A 16,618-nucleotide genomic window follows, 5' to 3' on the forward strand; every position below is an offset into this window, starting at 1 on the left:
CGCGCGACCTCAGGCGCCGGCCGGCCGGACGCCGGTCGCCCGCTCTCGTGTCATGCCACCCGCGCCGGCGCGCTCGCGCGTCCGATGCCCTGCCAGCTCAGCCCGGCCCGGGCGAGCCGGTCCGGGTCCAGCAGATTGCGGAAGTCGTGGACCTCGCGGCCGGCCATGCGCGCGGCGATCGCCGCCCAGTCGAGGTCGCGCAGCTGCGGCCACTCGGTGAGGACCACACAGGCCGCGGCTCCCTCCGCCGCCCGCACCGGGTCGTCGGCGAGCTGGGCGAGATCACTCAGGTCGGGCTGCTCTTCGCACAACGCCGGGTCGTAGGCGGTGAGTTCGGCGCCCCGCTCGCGCAGCAGCCGGGCGACGGCGAGCGCGGGCGAGTCGCGCAGGTCGGAGGTGCCGGCCTTGAACGTCAGGCCGTACAGGGCGAGCCGTACACCGTGCAGCGAGCCGTCCGGGCCGCGCCCGCACGCGGCGGCGACCCGCTCGACCAGCCGGCGCTGATGGGTGACGTTGGTGTCGATCGTGGCGCGCAGCAACGGGAAGTCGACCCCGGCCTGTTCGCACACGGTGAGCAGGGCGTGGGTGTCCTTGGGCAGGCAGGAGCCGCCCCAGCCGGGCCCGGGCAGCAGGAAGGAGGAGCCGATGCGCGGGTCGCGCCCGATGCCCTCGGTGACATCACCGATGTCGGCGCCGAACCGCTCGCACACGGTGGCCAGGTTGTTGGCGAAGGACAGCTTCATCGCGAGGAAGAAGTTCGCCGCGTACTTGGTCAGTTCGGCGCTCGCCGGGTCGGTGAGCACCAACGGCGCGTCCAGCGCGGCGTACAGGTCGGCGACCCGCCGGGCGGCGTCCCGGTCGGCGGCGCCGATCACGATCCGGTCCGGGTGCAGGAAGTCGTGGACGGCACGGCCCTCGCGCAGGAACTCGGGGTTGCTCACGACGGCCACGTCCGGCCGGCCGAGCAGGGCGGCGACGCGCTCGGACGTTCCGACCGGCACCGTCGACTTGTTGACGACGACGCAGCCGGAGGGCAGTACGTCGCGTATCTGCTCCGCGACGGCCTCCACTGCGGCGAGGTCGGCCGCACCGCCCGCGCCCATGGGAGTGGGCAGGCACAGGAAGACCACCTCGGCGTCGGCGACGGCCGCCGCGGTGTCGCCGGTGAACTCCAGCCGGCCCGCCTCCAGGGCGTCCCGGACGGTCTCGGGCAGACCGGGTTCGAGGATGTCCACGCGGGCCTCGCGCAGCCGCTCCACCTTGCGGGGGTCGGCGTCCGCGCACACCACGGCATGGCCGAGAGAGGCGAGACAGGCACCCGTCGTCAGTCCTACGTAGCCGGTTCCGACCACGGTGACGCGTTGAGCAGGCACAGAAGATCACCATTTCCGGTCGAGGGGGCCCGCACGGCGGCGTCCGGGGCGCGCGGAGAGGGTGCGCGCCGCCGCGCCGTGCGGGCGACCTGGAACGGGCCGACTCCGTCGTACGGCCCTGGGACAGTGAGCAGTGAAGTCATCCATCGTTGACCGTTCAGGTATGGCACGCGGTGCGAACAGAAGTCAACGATTGATGACAACGATCGGTGACTTTGAGCCAGCCGCCCCAGGCTGGAACATGGGCGGTCGGCGGGCGGACCGCCGGCGATGGAGGTTTGGTGACGTGACGGGAGTACAGAACGGCGAAGCGGCGAAGGCGGTGGCCGACCGGCCCGCCCGCAGGCGCTCGGCCTCGGCCACGCGTACCGCGCTCAGGAGCGCCGCGGCCTTCCGGTTCGGCAAGTACGGATACGAGGGCACCAGCGTGCGCGACATCGCGGGCGACGTGGGGGTGGACGCGGCGCTGGTCTACCGTTACTTCGGTTCGAAGGAAGCGCTGTTCAACGATGTGACGGGCGCGGGCAAGATATTCGAGCCGCTGCTCCAGGAACCGGTGGAGGCGATACCCGACTGGTTCTGCGCGCTGCTCCTGGGGGCGCCGAAGGACGGGAACTTTCCGCATCCGGTGCTCTCGGTGCTGCGGTCCTCCGGCAGGGACGCGGCCTTCGCGCAGCTGAGGGCGGATTTCACGGATGTGTTCTCCACGCGCCTGGCCGCCCGCCTCGGCGGCCCCGACGCCGACCTGAGGGCGGAACTCCTGGCGGCCTGGGTGCTCGGCACCAGTCTCGTGCTCACGGAAATCCGGCCCCCGGCCCTGCAGGCGGCGCCGGACGCCAAGCTGGAGCGGTATCTCCGGGCGGTCATCGAGACGCTCCTCGGCCCGGCGGCGCAGCGTGACGGGGGCGCGGCGGGGGAGGTGGAGTGCGTCGTGGACGACCACGGCCGGGCCGGGTGCGGAGAAGGCTGATGCGCGGGACGGAAGCCGTCCCGGCATGACACCGGGGTTCGATCGCACGGCCTCGCTCGCCGGAGGCGCCGAAGGCCGCGCCCGTGCGTGCGCCTTCTTCCGGGACCGCGCCGCCGCCGAGGAGAGGCCGGACCGGCCGTCCAGACCGTTCTCACGGCGGTCCCGGGCGCACCGCGACAGGTCCTCACCGGCCACCGGTCGAGCCGCGCGGTCGTCCTGGTCACCGGTGGCCCGCTCGTGGATCGCTACGGGCGCGGGCGCGTGTTCGTCATCGGGACGGCGGTCCGCACGCTCCCGTCCCTCGGCGGTGCCGTGGCCGGTGATCCGGGCGTGCTGATCGGTGCCCGCCCTCGCCCGGGGCGTCGGCGTGTGTCGACGCCGAGGCGGCCCGGGACCGGACCCGGAGAGCCGCCACCCGGCTCATCGCCCGTCTTCGTCCAGCACGGCGGCGAGGAGACCCGGAAAGCGGGCGTCGAGATCGGTGCGGCGCAGCGTCATCAGGCGGGCCTTGCCCGCCCGGCGGGTCTCGGTGATCCCGGCTTCGCGCAAGATCCGCCAGTGGTTGGACAGCGTCGACCTGGGCACGTCCATGCCGTCCGGACTGCACGCGCTCTCGCCGTCCGCGGCCATCCGGCGCACCAGCGCCAGCCGGACCGGATCGCCCAGGGCGTGGAGGACGGCGGCCAAGTCCTCGTCCCCGTACTCGTGTTGCTCCATCGGCCCTCTCTCGTGTCCGCTCCTTCGAACCCGTAGTATGCCGATCGGTTCCACATTTCGGGAAAGTCGAAATGACTTGAGGGGATGACCGTGCCCGTGCTTGCCACCCTTGCCCGTGTCTATGTCGACGACCTGGACGCGGCCCTGCCCACCTTCGTCGAACTCACCGGAGAGCAGCCGGGACTCCGGTTCGCCTACCGCGACCTGGAACTCGCGAGTGTGGGCGGCTATCTGCTCCTGGCAGGCTCGGAGGAGGCCCTCGCCCCTTACCGCGGCACCCACGCCACCACGATCGTCGAGTCCATCGACCAGATCCTGCGCCTCGCCGAGCGACACGGCGGCGAGATCCTCGACGGGCCCAACGAGGTCCCGACCGGCCGCAACCTCACCGTCCGGCACCCCGGAGGCGCCACCATCGAGTACGTGCAGTTCCACGCGGCGGCGCGGTCGGCATTCGCCTGAGCCGGCCGCTGTCCGGCGTAGGCCGGCACATGCCGGCCGCGCGGCCGGTACGCGGTCCACACCGGGCCCCGCGCGGCCGTCGGCCTCGGCCTCGGCCCTGTTCTCGTATGGCTACGGTGGACGGACATGTGGCGCAGGGCGAGGCTCGGGGCTGGAGCGGGCGCGAGGGTCGACGGCACAGCGATGTCCGCCCCGTCCTCGACGCACACCGCAGCGGTCGAGCGGTACCTCACCGGCGCGGGCATCGCGCAGTCCTCCGCGCGGATCTACCGGATCTCGCCGACGACATGGGGACGGATGCCTGCCGGCAAACCGGCGCCGATCGGACCCGCCCGCCGAGGCGCGAAGCCGCCCGTCTTCCCCCTCACCGCGATCGACGACTCGGCCCTGCCCGAGGTGCCGGCCGAGCCGGCGGCGGCGCGGGCGGACGAGACGGACGCCGAACTACTGGCGGCCCTGACGAGCCGTTCGGGCGCTGTCGCGAGGCGGGGAACGAGCCGAACGTAGGCAATCGTCCCGACGGTCCTCACCAAGGTCCGGGGCGCCACGACCGCCGCGGCCGCAGCCATGCCGTCCGGCATGGGCCGACGCCTCGCCGAACCGCTGGCGTATCGCTTAGCGGGGCCTGAGTCCGTCGACGACGACGTCCAGCATGCGGCTCAGTCGGGGGCGCTGCTCGGGTGCGCCGGCCACGGAGAGCAAACCGGCAAGGATGCCGCCTACCTCGACCGGGTCGATGTCGCTGCGCAGTTCTCCTGCTGCGGCGCCGGCCTCGAGCACCATCGCCAGGACCTGCTGGACCTCGTCGCAGACCGGTCCGGTGCCGAAGCGGCCGGAAGCGCTCATGGCGACCAGGGCCTCGCAGATGCCGCGTCGTTCGCCGGCCCAGTCGGCGAATCGGAGCATCCACGCGTGGAGGGCCTGTGCGGGCGGCTTGGCGGCCAGCAGGGTGCGCGCGTCTTCGCGCAAGGGGCGGATCTGGTCCCGGTAGACCTCTTCGACCAGATCCTCTCGGGTGGGGAAGTGCCGGTACAGGGTGGCGTTCCCCACTCCCGCGCGTTTGGCGATCGCGTCCAGCGAGATCGGGCGTCCGGAGGCGAAGGCTTCGGCGGCCGTGGCGATCAGCTGCTCGCGGTTGCGCTGCGCGTCGGCGCGCAGGGTGCTGCGTGGAGGTGTCATGACCTTCGCGATCGTGGGTGTCGGATGAGGCTCGGGAACAATTCGGGGATGTCCCCGGTTCAGTGTACGGTGAGACAACCGGGGAGTTCCCCGGTTACGGGTGGTCTCACCCATCGCTTCAGCGACGAAAGGTTTGCCATGCCTACAGCGGTCATCGCCGGGGGGCGACCGGGATCGGCAGAGCGGTGGCCGAGCTGCTGCACGCCCGCGGCTACCAGGTCGCGGTCACCGGACAGAATCCCGAACGTGCTGACCGAGAGCGACCCGGACGCCATGCGCTCGAAGATCCCCTTCAAGCGCTCCGGAATCAGCCGGGAGGTCGCGGAAGCGGTCGCCTTCCTCGCCTCGGACGCCGCCGGCTGCATCACCGGCCAGGACATCACCGTGGCCGGCGGCTACGGGCTCGGCGCCTGAAACCCGGGCGAGTCGACCACCAGTCCGCACCTCTCGAACGCCATGAACCGTGCCTCACAGGAGAACACGATGGCACTCACTCTCGACACCTATCGGCTGCTGGGCCGTTCCGGACTCCGGGTCTCACCGCTGGCGCTGGGCACGGCGACCTTCGGCACCGAGTGGGGCTGGGGCGCCGAGCGCGACGAGGCGCGCAAGCTCTTCGACCGCTACACCGAGCTCGGCGGCAACTTCTTCGACACCGCCAGCACCTACACCAACGGCACCTCCGAGCGACTGCTCGGCGAATTCGCCCGCACCAACCGGGACAAGATGGTGCTGGCGACCAAGTACTCGACGCTGCGTCAGCCCGGGGACCCGAATTCCGGGGGTACCCACCGCAAGAGCATGCTGGCGTCGGTGGAAGCCAGTCTGCGGCAGCTGAACACCGACTACATCGATCTGCTCTACGTGAACGTATGGGACTTCAGGACGCCGGTGGAGGAGATCCTGCGGGGCCTGGACGACCTGGTGAGGCAGGGCAAGGTGCTGTACGTGGCGATTTCCAGCGCCCCGGCCTGGCAGGTGTCGCGCATGCAGGCGATCGCCGACCTGCGCGGCTGGTCACCGCTGGTCGCACTGGAGACCGAGTACAGCCTGATCGAGCGCACCGCGGAGCGTGACCTGATCCCGATGGCACGCGAGATGGGACTCGGCGTGGTTCCCTTCTCCCCATTGGGCGGCGGGGTGCTCACCGGCAAGTACAGCCGCGAGGACCGGAACCGGGCTGGCTCCGTTGTCGGCGAAACCGCCGGCAACCGCAAGAGCCTCAACGTCGCCCTGGGATGGGTCACCGACCGCAACCTTGCCATTGCCGATGTGGTGAAGGAGGTGGCCTCGGAGCTGGGCCGCACACCCGCCCAGGTCGCACTGGCCTGGACCCTGAACGCCCCGGGCGTGACGGCACCCATCATCGGCGCCCGCACCATCGCGCAGCTGGAGGACGACCTGGGTGCTCTGCAGGTCGACCTCACTCCTTCCCGGCTGGCCCGCCTCGACGAGGTCAGCTCCATCGACCTCGGCAATCCGCACGACCTGCTCGCCGGTGATCACATCCGCACGGTCACCACAGGCGACATGAAGATCGAAACCCTCGGCTGATTCGCTTCACGAACGACGACATACGGATATATCGACATATTTTTGATGTCGGAAGGAGCAACCTCGGTATGGGTAAGTACAGCGACAAGAATGTGGTGATCACGGGTGGCAGCAGCGGCATGGGGCTCGCGCTGGCGGAGCTGCTGGTGCAAGGCGGAGCCCGCGTGGTGATCACGGGCCGTTCTCAGGCCAAGCTCGACGCGGCACGCGAGCGGCTCGGCGAGAATGCCGTGGCTGTCCGGGCGGATGTGGCCTCACTGTCCGACCTGGATATGCTCGTCGGCCGTGTGAAGAGCGAACTCGGCTCGATCGAGGCATTGTTCGTCAACGCCGGCATCTCATCCCTCACGCCCCTCGAGTCGACGACCGAGGACGTGTACGACGAGCTGTTCGCGATCAACGTCAAGGGCGCCTTCTTCACTGTGCAGAAGCTCGCTCCGCTGCTGAGCGCGAACGCCGGCGTCGTCCTCACCACCTCGATCGCGAACGTCATCGGCATGATGGACACCAGCGTCTATGCGGCCGGCAAGGCGGCGCTGCGCTCGATGGCCCGCACCTTCTCCCGGGAGCTGCTTCCGCGGGGAATCCGTGTCAATGCGATCAGCCCGGGTCCCATCGACTCGGGGATTCTGGAAACGATGAACTTGTCCGAAGAGGCCGCTGACCAGTTCAGGGCGGAGCGGACCGCGAGCAACCCCATGAAGCGCTACGGCACCGTCGAAGAGTTCGCCAAGGCGGCCGCGTTCCTCGCCTTCGACGCCACGTACACCACCGGCATCGAGCTGGCCGTGGATGGCGGCGAAACCCAGCTCTGAACTCGTCTGCCGTCCCGCCACGGGCGTAAGGCCCACTGCCACGGCGGTTTCAGTGGGGAGCTGCAACACGTGGTCGTGTGGATCAGGCCGCGAGCAGTTCGTGCAGGCGCTCGGCTGGGGTGGGTCGGTGCCCGCCGGACACCCTGCCGCTGTCCGCCGTGGTGGTGAGGGAGCGCACGGCGGCGCCGGCGTCGGGCGGGCGGTGGCCTTGATGAGGCGTCCGGCCTGGGCGGCGCGAGTCGCGGACGCCTGTGCGGCAGGAGTGCCGCGAGGGCGGCAGACGCGCGGGGCGGCCGTGCCGGTGCCGTGGAGGCACGCGCGGGACGGCCCCGGTGGGAGCGACCGGCGCGGTCGCCCTGACGGTCACCGGCCGCGACGGCGCCGCCGTGGTCGCGGTCGGCGGGCGGCGGAGCACGGCGCCTTCTCGCACCAGGCCCGGGCCGCCGGCCTCGGCGGCGTCTCAGTGGAACTGGGTCGTGTACAGCCGCGCCTTGTAGATCCGGGCGCCGGCGCGGGTGCGGTCGCCGCCCGCGGAGAAGTGGACGGTGGGGCCGCCCCAGACGGAGTCCTCCGCGTTGGGGTCGGTGGTCCACATGGCCTGGCCGTTCGCGTGCCGCACATAGGACTTGGGATACGGCAGCGAGGCCGCGGTGGTGAGGGCGCGGGTCTTCTTGTCCAGGGAATAGACGTGGTGGCTGTCGGCGACGAGCAGCGTGCCGGGCCGGCTGTAGTCCGGCTGGAGATCGTGGCCGTTGCCGGCGATCGTGATGTCCGGCCCGTGCTTGACCAGCCGGGAGTCGCGCATCGACCCGGTGACGCGGTAGCTGCGCACGACGGTGCCGCCGGTCACCCACAGCAGCTTGTTCTGGTCGTCCCACAGCACGGCGTGGGCCTTGGCGAACTCCAGGGTCTGCACCTCCTTCAGGGTCGCCGGGTCGCTGCCGGACGGCCCGAAGACGTGCAGCCGGTCCCGTGAGCCCGCGACCACGACCGTTCCGGCGTCCGGCACGCGCTCGATGGAGTGCGGATAGCTGGTGACGCGCGCGGACCACAGCAGGTCGGCCCGGGTCAGGTGCGCCTTGGAGGTCACGTTGACGATCGCGGCCCGGCCCTCGCCGGGGCGGCCGAACGTCATCAGCGCGATCATGCCGTAGCGCCGGGTGTCCCGGAAGCGGATCTCGAAGGGGTGGTCCCAGCCGGGGGCGTTGCCCGTGCTGAAGCTCCACCGGACATTGGCGTCGGTCCACTGGGCGGTCCGGTCGAAGAGCAGGATCCGGCCGGTGCGCTGTTCGGTGATCGCCACCTTGTAGGTCGACGCCGCGGTCGTGCCGGAGGTGTCCTCGGAGGTGCTCATCTGTTGTTCTCCTGGTCGTGAGGGGAGCGGTGTGGGGCGGGACAGGCGGAAAGGGGACGGGCCGAGGCCCGTCCCCACGGCACGGCGACGGGCCTCGGCCCGCCCCCGCGGCACGGCACCGGAAGCCCGCCCCCCGTGACGGCCTTCCGGTCCGCGCGCCGGCGGATCAGAACGAGCCGGCGTTCAGGGCCTTCTGCAGGGCCCGGGTGGTCGCCTCGTCCCATTCGCCGTTGGTCGGCGCGGCCAGGTGGCCCTGGAGCGCGGTGACCGTCTTGGGGCCCACGATGCCGTCCGCGGTGACCTTCAGGTAGCGCTGGAGCGCGGTGACCGTCAGCGGACCGAACGCCCCGTCGACCTCCAGCCCCGCCTGGCCACGGCTGTTGAGGGTGCGCTGGAGCGCCGCGCAGGTCGCCGGCCCGAAGATCCCGTCGACCTCCAGCGCCGCCGGGGCCGCGACGAGGGCCTTCGGCCGGATCGGCGCCTTCTTCCCGGCGAGCGCGGCCTTCATCATCGCCGCCGACTGCGGGCCGTACTCGCCGTCCGCCTTCAGGTGGTGGTTGGTCTGGAAGGTCTTCACCGCCTTCTGCGTGGCCGGCCCGAACTCGCCGTCCACGGTCAGCCCGGCCTTCTGCACGGTGTTGAGGTTCTTCTGCAGGGTCTTGACGGCCTGCCCCTTCGAACCGAGCCGCAGGATGCCGTCCCCGGACGGCATCGGCGCGCTGCCCCCCTTGTAGGCGGGACGGCCGTAGCCCACTATGCAGGCCGAGCTGCGCCGCCGACGGCGGAAGGCGTTGGAGGTGTTGCCCTCCAGGGTGGTGATGGTGCGGTTGGAGTGCACCGCCTCGACGATGCCGACGTGGTCGATGGCACCGATGGAACGCGAGCCGGACCAGTCGAAGAACACGATGTCGCCCGGCCGGATCCCGCCGATGCCGTAGTGCCAGCGGCCCTTGTTCTGGAAGGCCCGGGCGTGGGCGGTGGTGAGGGCGAACTTGCCGCCGACCGCGGACAGGTTGTCGGAGTGGGCGGCGGCGTAGCTGACGGCCATGTCGCACCACGGGCCGGTGAAGCCGTACCACTTGGTGATCACGTTGCGGTTGGAACCGGGCGGGTGCTCGGTGGTGCCCAGCAGCTTGCGGGCCGCGGCGAGCATGCCTTGGACGTTGCCCATGTCAGAACTCCACGTCTTCGGGAAGGGCCTGGGTGTCTCCGGTGACCGCGTCATCGGGGTTCTGGCTGACGCCGGCCTGGTCGGGGTCGACGTCGAAGATCCCCGCGCCGCCCACCGGATAGGGCGGCATTTCCACGGGCTCGGTCATGAGCGCTCCTTCGTGTACGAGGTGTGCGGAGGGATGGCGGCGCGGACGGTCGTGAACACGGCCGGCCGGCGCTGTGCGGCGCTCCGTGGCGGTGCCGCCGACAACGAGTTCAGCCGCCGCCGAGTTGGTTAGCAGCCCCTGTTCGTGCAGGTAATCAATGTGCGGCGGTCCGCCGCGCCGCCTGGCCGCCGCACGGGCCGGGCCCTACCGTGGGAGCGCGGTGCAAGGGGATGGCGCCGGTGCGGTAGAGGGGGACAGGGGATGGGACGTCCGGAGAACCCGATCGATCCGGAGGCGGGGCCGGTCCAGCGGTTCGCGGTGGGGTTACGGGCCCTGCGGGCGGAGGCCGGCGGGCCGACGTACCGCTCGATGGCACAGCGCACCCCGTATTCGGCGGCGGCGCTGTCCCAGGCGGCGGCAGGGGAGCGGCTGCCGTCGGCGGACGTGACACGGGCGTACGTCACGGCGTGCGGCGGGGACCCGGACGCGTGGGAGAAACGCCGGCAGGCCGCCGCCGGCGAACTGGCCGCGCTGCCCCGCGAGGACCAGGACGCGCAGACCTCCCCGTACCGCGGGCTGACCCGGTTCGAGCCGGGCGACGCGGAGGTCTTCTTCGGCCGCGACCAGCTCGTGGCGGACCTGGCCGAGCTGGTGCGCGGGCACCGGTGCGCGGTGGTGCTCGGACCGTCGGGCAGCGGCAAGTCCTCCTTGCTGCGCGCCGGACTGATACCCCGGCTGCGCCGGACGGCCGACACCGGCGTACACCTCGCCGCCATCCGGATCCTCACTCCCGGCCCGCACCCGGCGCGCACCCACGCCGAGAAGCTGCGGCCCGCCGGTGACACCGGCGACACCCTGGTCCTGGTCGACCAGTTCGAAGAGGTCTTCACCCTGTGCCGGGACACGGAGGAACGCGCCCGGTTCGTCGACGCGCTGCTGGCGGCCCGGGAGCCGGGCAGCCGGCTGCGGGTGGTGCTCGGCGTACGCGCCGACTTCTACGGCCGCTGCCTCGAACACCCCGAACTGGCACGGGTGTTGCGGGACGCCGCGGTGCCGGTGCCGGCCATGGGCCGCGAGGAGCTGCGCGAGGCCGTCGTCAAGCCGGCCATGGCGCGCGGTCTCACCGTGGAACGGACGCTGACCGCGCAGCTGGTGGAGGAGGTGGCCGGCGAACCGGGCGGCCTGCCCCTGCTGTCGCACGCGCTGCTGGAGACCTGGCGGCGCCGCTCCGGCCGCACCCTGACCCTGCGCGCCTACGAGGCGGCCGGCGGAGTACGCGGCGCCATCGCCCAGACCGCGGAGGACCTGTACGCCGGACTCTCCGACAGCCAGGCGCAGTTGGTGCGACGGATACTGCTGCGCCTGATCGCACCCGGCGAGGGCACCGCCGACACCTGCCGGCCGGTGCGGCGCGCCGAACTGCGCACCACCGACCCGTACGCGGCCGACACCGTCGACAGGGTCCTCGAACGCCTGGCTCGCGCCCGGCTGATCACCCTGGACGGAGACACCGTCCACCTGGCCCACGAGGCACTCATCACCGCCTGGCCACGGCTGTGGGGCTGGATCGAGGACGACCGGCACCGGCTGCGGGTGCTGCGCCGCCTCACCGAGGCCGCCGAGTCGTGGCGGGAACTGGGCCGGGACGCGGGCGCGCTGTACCGGGGCGCGCGGCTGGCCGAGGCCGCCGAAGCCTTCGACCCGGCCGACCAGCACCGCGAACTGAGCGCGGTCGAACGGGACTTCCTCGCCGCGAGCACGGCCTCGCACTCCCGTGAACGCAGGCGGCTGCGCGGGCTGGTCGGGTCGGTGTCCGTGCTGCTGGTGCTGGCCTTGGTGGCCGGCGTCGTGGCCTGGCAGCAGCACCGTACGAGCGAGCGCCAGCACCTGGCCGCCACCGCCCGTCGCGCGGCCGTCACCGCAGCCGGTCTGCGCACCACCGAACCGGGGACGGCGCTGCGGCTGAGCGTTGCCGCCTGGCGGCTCAGCCGGACCCCGGAGTCCCGGTCCGCGCTGATCGGCGCACTCGCCCAGCGCGACCTGCCCACGTTCACGGTGCCCGGGTCCACGGAGATCCGGCAGCTCAGTCCGGACGGGCGGACCCTGTTCGGCCTCGGCGGCGGCAGATTCGTCCGCCGGGACGTGGTGACGCACCGGGTGACCGGCAGTGAGCGGGTGCCCGGTGACGACCTCTCCACGGGCACGATCAGCCCCGACGGAAGCCAGGTGGCCGTACCGACCGAGGAGGGCATGCGGGTCCGGCTGTGGGACACCCGGACCCGCCGCTACCACGGCGGGACCCTCGGCCCCGCCGACGACGAGTTCCTCGTGCCGCCGGACCAATTGCCGCAGGGCACGGGCCCGGGCGGCGAAGAGGAGGGAACCTGGATCGGCAGTGCGATCAGCGGCAGCCGGGGGTGGTCCGGGTTCAGCTCCAGCGGGCACGCCTACTTCGTCGGCACCGGCGACCGCCTGGAGGTGTGGGACGCCGACAGCGCGCACCGCCTGTTCGCCGACACCTCCCACGGGTGGGAGACGGCCGGCGGCGGAGACATCAGCCCGGACAACCGGCTGCTCGCGGCGTGTGTGCAAGGCGGTGTCGGCGTCTGGGACATGCGGACCCGGCACCGTGCCGACACGGCCTGGCGCAAGCGGATCGCCTGCGCACCGGACGCGGCGGTCCAGTTCTCGCCCGACGGCCGCGCCCTGGCGATGGCCGACACCACCGGGATACGACGTGTCACGGTCCGGACCGGGAACAGGCTGCCCCAGCTCGCCCAGGTCGCGCCGCTGAACTACGTGTTCAGCGCGGACGGCACGCTGCTGGCCGGCATCGGCGGCAACGACATCCTGCTGTGGCGGCTGGACCACCCCCAAGCCCCCGTGGTCCGCTACCCGCTCACCGACATCCAGCCGGACGACATCCGCATCGACACCGCCGCCCGCGTCCTGCGCTACACCACCGCGGGTCCGGACGGAACGACCGTCGTGCACGGCATCGACATCGGCAGCGCGCTGGCGCCGCGCTGGAGCGCGCGTGCCGCCGCCGCGGCGGCCCTCAGCGCCGACGGTTCGGTGCTGGCCGTGCTGGACACCGGGGGCAAGGACCCGGCCCGCCTGCGGGTCCACGACGGGCGGACCGGCCGGCCGAGGTACACGATCGCCGCCGCCGGGCTGCCCGAGGACTCCGACGCCCTGAGCGTCAGCGACCAGACGGTGGTGTCCCTCAGCGCCGACGGCCGGCGCCTCGCCTTCGGTTCGGGATCGGCCGACCAGCCGGATCCGACACGCATCACCGTCTGGGACACCGTCCACAACCGAAAGCTCACCGAACTCAGGCCCTACGGCGACGACACGTTCATGACCGGGTGGACGCTCAGCCCCGACGGCCGTGAAGTGCTGACGACCGGCATCGACGACGCGAAGGTGACGGTGTGGAAGGCCGACGGCGGACGAAAGGCCGGCAGCATCCGCCTTCCGGACGGCGCGGGGGACGGCGGCGAGGGCGACTCCATCGCCTCGCTGTCCGCCGACGGCGGCACCGTGCTGACGAGCAGCGGAGCCCTGCTGCCGGCGGACGGTCACGGCCGGCCCCGGAAGACGATGAACTGCTCGTGCATGAGCGCCCTGAGCCCCGACGGCAGACGCGTCGCCTTCGCGGACATCGAAGGCGGCATCACCTTGTGGGACGTCGAACGGGCCACCTCGCTCGGCGCGTTGCCCGGCGGCTACTTCCGGGGCACCACGGGCGAACAGGAGGAGGCGACCGCGCTGGTGTTCTCCCCGGACGGCGGCGTGCTGGCCGCGGCCGGATCGCAGGGCACCGTACGGCTGTGGGACGTCGACTCCCGTCGGCAACTGGGCACCGACCTGCCCACGGCAGGCGACAGGATCCTCGCCCTCGCCTTCACCGGCGACGGCGGCAGCCTGTACGCGGCGGGGGAACACGTGCCGCTCCAGCGTGTCGTCCTGGACCCGGCGCGGGTGTCGGAGGCGGTGTGCCGCCGGGCCGGCGGAGGGCTGTCCCGGGCGGAATGGCGGATGTACGTCGCGGACGTGCCTTACCGGCGGGTGTGCTGAGGAGTGCTGCGAGGGCTGTGCCGACGGGTGCGGCGAGGACTGTGCCGGCGGTGCCCGAGGTCAGGTGTCGGTGCGGGCGCCGCGGGTGGCGCCCGCCGACGCGGCCACCACGCACAGTACGGCGATCCACTGCGTCCAGTGCAGCGACTCCTCGAGGACGACCAGGCCGATGAGGGCCGCCATCGCCGGTTCGAGGCTCATCAGGATGCCGAACACGTGCGGAGGGACCTTGCGGAGCGCTTCCAGATCCAGCGAATAGGGGATCACCGACGACAACAGCGCCACGCCGAGCCCCGCGAGCAGGACCCACGGCTGGAGCAGCGCCGTACCGCTGTCGGCCACGCCGAACGGCACGGCGATCAGTGCGGCGACGGCCATGCCCAGGGCCAGGCCGTCGCCTTCCGACGTATGGCGGCCCAGCGCGGCACCGACCAGGATGTACAGACCCCAGCACGTGCCCGCGGCGAGGGCGAACAGCAGGCCGAGAAGGTCGAGGTCGCCGCCGCCCTCCATCAGCAGGACCACGCCGCCGGCCGCGAGCACCGCCCACACGGCGTCCGGCCAGCGCCTGGACCCGGCCAGGGCCACCGCCAGCGGCCCGAGGAACTCGGTGGTCACCGCGATCCCCAGCGGGATCCGGGACAGCGCCAGATAGAAGCACAGGTTCATCAGGCCGAGCGTCACGCCGTAACCGAGGACCACCGTCCATGTGCGGCGGGGCATGCGCGGCGAGGGCCGCCACAGCAGCACGAGCACCGCCGCCGCGAAGAACAGGCGCAGCGCGACGGTCCCGAAGCTGCCCACCGCGTCGAACAGGTGCTTGGCCAGCGCCGAGCCCACCTGGACGCTGACGATGCCGAGCAGGACCAGTGCCGTGGGCGGAATCGCGTCGAAGCCGCGTCCGGCCAGCGCGGTCAGGGAGGAGCGGGGGGACGGACCGCGTTCCGCTCTGTCGACGTTCATGGTGGCCACGCGTGGATTATCGACGACCGGGCGCCGCGCGGCACTTGATTTATTCGGGCGGCCGGCCGCGCGGGAGTGCGGAGCGCCGCGGCCACCGGCTTCTTTCCCGCCTGCCGGGGCTCAGGAAAGGAACTTGGCGGACTTCTCGGCGAGTACGGCGGCGAAGAACACGGGAGCCTCCTCGCCGAGCATCCGGTACAGCGCCACCAGGCTGGTGATCGCGGTGTCGGCGACCTCCTCCTGCACGTGCCGCCATGTGTGGCTGCGGCCCTTCCGGGGGTTGGTGCCCCAGACACCGATCACGGCCTGCGCGGTCTCGCCCGCCTCCTCGGAGATCTTGAGCGCCTGCAGCATCCACTGCTGCTCCGGAGTCATCCCGCGCGCGGTGTCCAGAGTGGTGAACAGCGCGGCGAGACGGCCGATGTCGTCCCACTGGTGTGCGTGCAAGGGCGTGCCTTCGGAGCCCGCCTGGCCGGGGATGCTCATCGGGGTCGTTCTCCTTCGGGTTCCGCCGGCCGCGAGACTTCCTCGCCCCGGTGGCCGGTCCGGCCGCGTTCATCATCGCGGGCGGCGCCACTCCTGAGGCTTCGATCGCCCCAACTGTCCCTCGTACGAGCGGCGGTTGACCCGGAGCCGCACCGCTCCGCGAGATCCCGCCGCTTCAGTCACCCGAAGTGCGTCACCGGTTTGACAGGTGACGCAAGGCGTGTGAAGCTCGGGGAGCGAACACGCGACGGAGGGGTTTCTCATGCTCGACAGGCGTACGTTCACCAAGGCCGCCGGCTGGGGCGCGGGCGCGGCGGCGGTCTCGCCGGCCGGCGCGCAGTCCACCGCCTCCGCCGCGACGGCCTCGCCCCCTCGCGCCGGCGCACCTGCCCTCAGCCCCGGCACCCCCACCGCATTCCGCACGCTCAAGCAGGTCAGGGCCGGCGTCCTCGACATCGGTTACGCCGAGGCGGGCCCCGCCCACGGCCCGGTCGTCGTGTGCCTGCACGGCTGGCCGTACGACATCCACAGCTATGTCGACGTCGCGCCGCTCCTGGCCGGCCTGGGGTACCGCGTCGTCGTTCCCTATCTGCGCGGCCACGGCAGCACACGTTTCCTGTCCCGCCGCACCCCCCGCACCGCCGAGCAGTCCGCCGTCGCGCTCGACATCGTCGCCCTGATGGACGCCCTCAAGATCGACAAAGCGGTGCTCGCCGGGTTCGACTGGGGCTCGCGCACCGCCGACATCATCGCGGCCCTGTGGCCCGAACGCGTCAAAGCCCTCGTCTCGACCGGCGGTTACCTCATCACCGACGTCAAGGCGCAGCAGAATCCCGCCGCCGCGTCCGTCGAGCACAACTGGTGGTACCAGTGGTACTTCGCCACCGAGCGCGGCAAGAAGGCGATGGAGAACGTCGACGAACGCATCGCCCTGTGCCGTTACGTGTGGACGCTCGTCTCGCCCAACTGGGACTTCGACGACGCCACCTTCCAGCGCACCGCCCGCGCCTTCGAGAACCCGGACTACGCCGCCGTCGTGCTGTACAACTACCGCTGGCGCATCGGCCTGATCGAGAGCGACCGCCGCTACAGCCGCTACGAGACGCGGCTCGCCGCCCGGCCGCCCGTCCACGTTCCCACGATCACCCTCGACCCGGCCCTCGACCCCTTCACACCGGCCGGCGACGGCTCCGCCTACCGCGAGCACTTCACGGGCCCCTACGAGCACCGCACCCTCGCGGACGTCGGCCACAACCTGCCGCAGGAGGCACCGGCCGCCTTCGCGCAGGCCGTCGTCGACGCCGACCGCCTGTGAGGGAGCGCCGCCCGGGCGCGGCCGGCGCAGG

At 72.0% G+C, this 16,618-nt stretch carries 16 protein-coding genes; 8 read left to right on the forward strand and 8 right to left on the reverse strand.

Annotated features, from left to right (window positions below):
* Positions 1–50 precede the first annotated feature (50 nt).
* Positions 51–1,373, reverse strand: coding sequence for a UDP-glucose/GDP-mannose dehydrogenase family protein (locus SCK26_RS35500; protein WP_318205486.1), 1,323 nt, complete (start codon positions 1,371–1,373; stop codon positions 51–53).
* 286 nt (positions 1,374–1,659) lie between these two features.
* Between SCK26_RS35500 and SCK26_RS35505 the strand changes: the two genes are divergently transcribed.
* Positions 1,660–2,343, forward strand: a complete 684-nt coding sequence (locus SCK26_RS35505; RefSeq protein WP_318205487.1) for a TetR/AcrR family transcriptional regulator — start codon at positions 1,660–1,662, stop codon at positions 2,341–2,343.
* Between the two features lie 420 nt (positions 2,344–2,763).
* Here SCK26_RS35505 and SCK26_RS35510 read toward each other — a convergent pair whose 3' ends face one another.
* Complete coding sequence (locus tag SCK26_RS35510; RefSeq protein ID WP_318205488.1) at positions 2,764–3,060, reverse strand: ArsR/SmtB family transcription factor; 297 nt, start codon at positions 3,058–3,060, stop codon at positions 2,764–2,766.
* An 84-nt stretch (positions 3,061–3,144) separates the two neighbouring features.
* Between SCK26_RS35510 and SCK26_RS35515 the strand changes: the two genes are divergently transcribed.
* A complete protein-coding gene (locus SCK26_RS35515) occupies positions 3,145–3,522 on the forward strand; it encodes a hypothetical protein (RefSeq protein ID WP_318205489.1) in 378 nt (125 codons plus the stop codon).
* A 183-nt stretch (positions 3,523–3,705) separates the two neighbouring features.
* A complete protein-coding gene (locus tag SCK26_RS35520) occupies positions 3,706–4,029 on the forward strand; it encodes a hypothetical protein (protein WP_318205490.1) in 324 nt (107 codons plus the stop codon).
* Positions 4,030–4,137: 108 nt separating this feature from the next.
* Here SCK26_RS35520 and SCK26_RS35525 read toward each other — a convergent pair whose 3' ends face one another.
* The gene (locus SCK26_RS35525; protein ID WP_318205491.1) at positions 4,138–4,701 is read right to left on the reverse strand and encodes a TetR/AcrR family transcriptional regulator; all 564 of its coding nucleotides are present in this window, start codon (positions 4,699–4,701) and stop codon (positions 4,138–4,140) included.
* Positions 4,702–4,947: 246 nt separating this feature from the next.
* On the opposite strand from SCK26_RS35525, the gene SCK26_RS35530 reads away from it, so the two are divergent.
* The 3 genes from SCK26_RS35530 (at position 4,948) to SCK26_RS35540 (ending at position 7,070) form a co-directional block, all read left to right on the forward strand.
* Positions 4,948–5,115, forward strand: a complete 168-nt coding sequence (locus SCK26_RS35530; RefSeq protein WP_318205492.1) for an SDR family oxidoreductase — start codon at positions 4,948–4,950, stop codon at positions 5,113–5,115.
* Between the two features lie 69 nt (positions 5,116–5,184).
* Positions 5,185–6,255 carry an aldo/keto reductase gene (locus tag SCK26_RS35535; protein WP_318205493.1) on the forward strand — a complete coding sequence of 357 codons (1,071 nt, stop codon included), beginning with the start codon at positions 5,185–5,187 and terminating at the stop codon, positions 6,253–6,255.
* Positions 6,256–6,323: 68 nt separating this feature from the next.
* Positions 6,324–7,070 (forward strand): SDR family oxidoreductase, encoded by a 747-nt coding sequence (locus tag SCK26_RS35540; RefSeq protein WP_318205494.1) that lies wholly within the window; start codon positions 6,324–6,326, stop codon positions 7,068–7,070.
* A 460-nt stretch (positions 7,071–7,530) separates the two neighbouring features.
* Here the strand turns inward: SCK26_RS35540 and SCK26_RS35545 are convergent, their stop codons facing one another.
* The 3 genes from SCK26_RS35545 to SCK26_RS35555 form a co-directional block, all read right to left on the reverse strand.
* Positions 7,531–8,424 (reverse strand): DUF6528 family protein, encoded by an 894-nt coding sequence (locus tag SCK26_RS35545; RefSeq protein ID WP_318205495.1) that lies wholly within the window; start codon positions 8,422–8,424, stop codon positions 7,531–7,533.
* 166 nt (positions 8,425–8,590) lie between these two features.
* Entirely contained in the window at positions 8,591–9,595 is a 1,005-nt protein-coding gene (locus tag SCK26_RS35550) for a peptidoglycan-binding protein (RefSeq protein ID WP_318205496.1), read from the reverse strand.
* 1 nt (position 9,596) lies between these two features.
* Positions 9,597–9,743 carry a hypothetical protein gene (locus SCK26_RS35555; RefSeq protein WP_318205497.1) on the reverse strand — a complete coding sequence of 49 codons (147 nt, stop codon included), beginning with the start codon at positions 9,741–9,743 and terminating at the stop codon, positions 9,597–9,599.
* Between the two features lie 261 nt (positions 9,744–10,004).
* Here SCK26_RS35555 and SCK26_RS35560 point away from each other — a divergent pair, with 261 nt between their 5' ends.
* Positions 10,005–13,823 (forward strand): hypothetical protein, encoded by a 3,819-nt coding sequence (locus SCK26_RS35560; RefSeq protein WP_318205498.1) that lies wholly within the window; start codon positions 10,005–10,007, stop codon positions 13,821–13,823.
* 60 nt (positions 13,824–13,883) lie between these two features.
* Here SCK26_RS35560 and SCK26_RS35565 read toward each other — a convergent pair whose 3' ends face one another.
* Together SCK26_RS35565 and SCK26_RS35570 are read right to left on the reverse strand one after the other, a co-directional pair.
* The gene (locus SCK26_RS35565; RefSeq protein ID WP_318206162.1) at positions 13,884–14,786 is read right to left on the reverse strand and encodes an EamA family transporter; all 903 of its coding nucleotides are present in this window, start codon (positions 14,784–14,786) and stop codon (positions 13,884–13,886) included.
* 120 nt (positions 14,787–14,906) lie between these two features.
* Positions 14,907–15,272: a MazG-like family protein gene (locus SCK26_RS35570; protein ID WP_318205499.1), complete on the reverse strand. Its 366-nt coding sequence runs from the start codon at positions 15,270–15,272 to the stop codon at positions 14,907–14,909.
* A 262-nt stretch (positions 15,273–15,534) separates the two neighbouring features.
* Between SCK26_RS35570 and SCK26_RS35575 the strand changes: the two genes are divergently transcribed.
* On the forward strand, positions 15,535–16,587 hold the full coding sequence (locus SCK26_RS35575) for an alpha/beta hydrolase (RefSeq protein WP_318205500.1): 1,053 nt from the start codon (positions 15,535–15,537) through the stop codon (positions 16,585–16,587).
* The last annotated feature ends 31 nt before the right edge of the window (positions 16,588–16,618 follow it).

This window comes from Streptomyces sp. SCL15-4, assembly GCF_033366695.1.
In the GTDB taxonomy this organism is placed as follows: domain Bacteria; phylum Actinomycetota; class Actinomycetes; order Streptomycetales; family Streptomycetaceae; genus Streptomyces.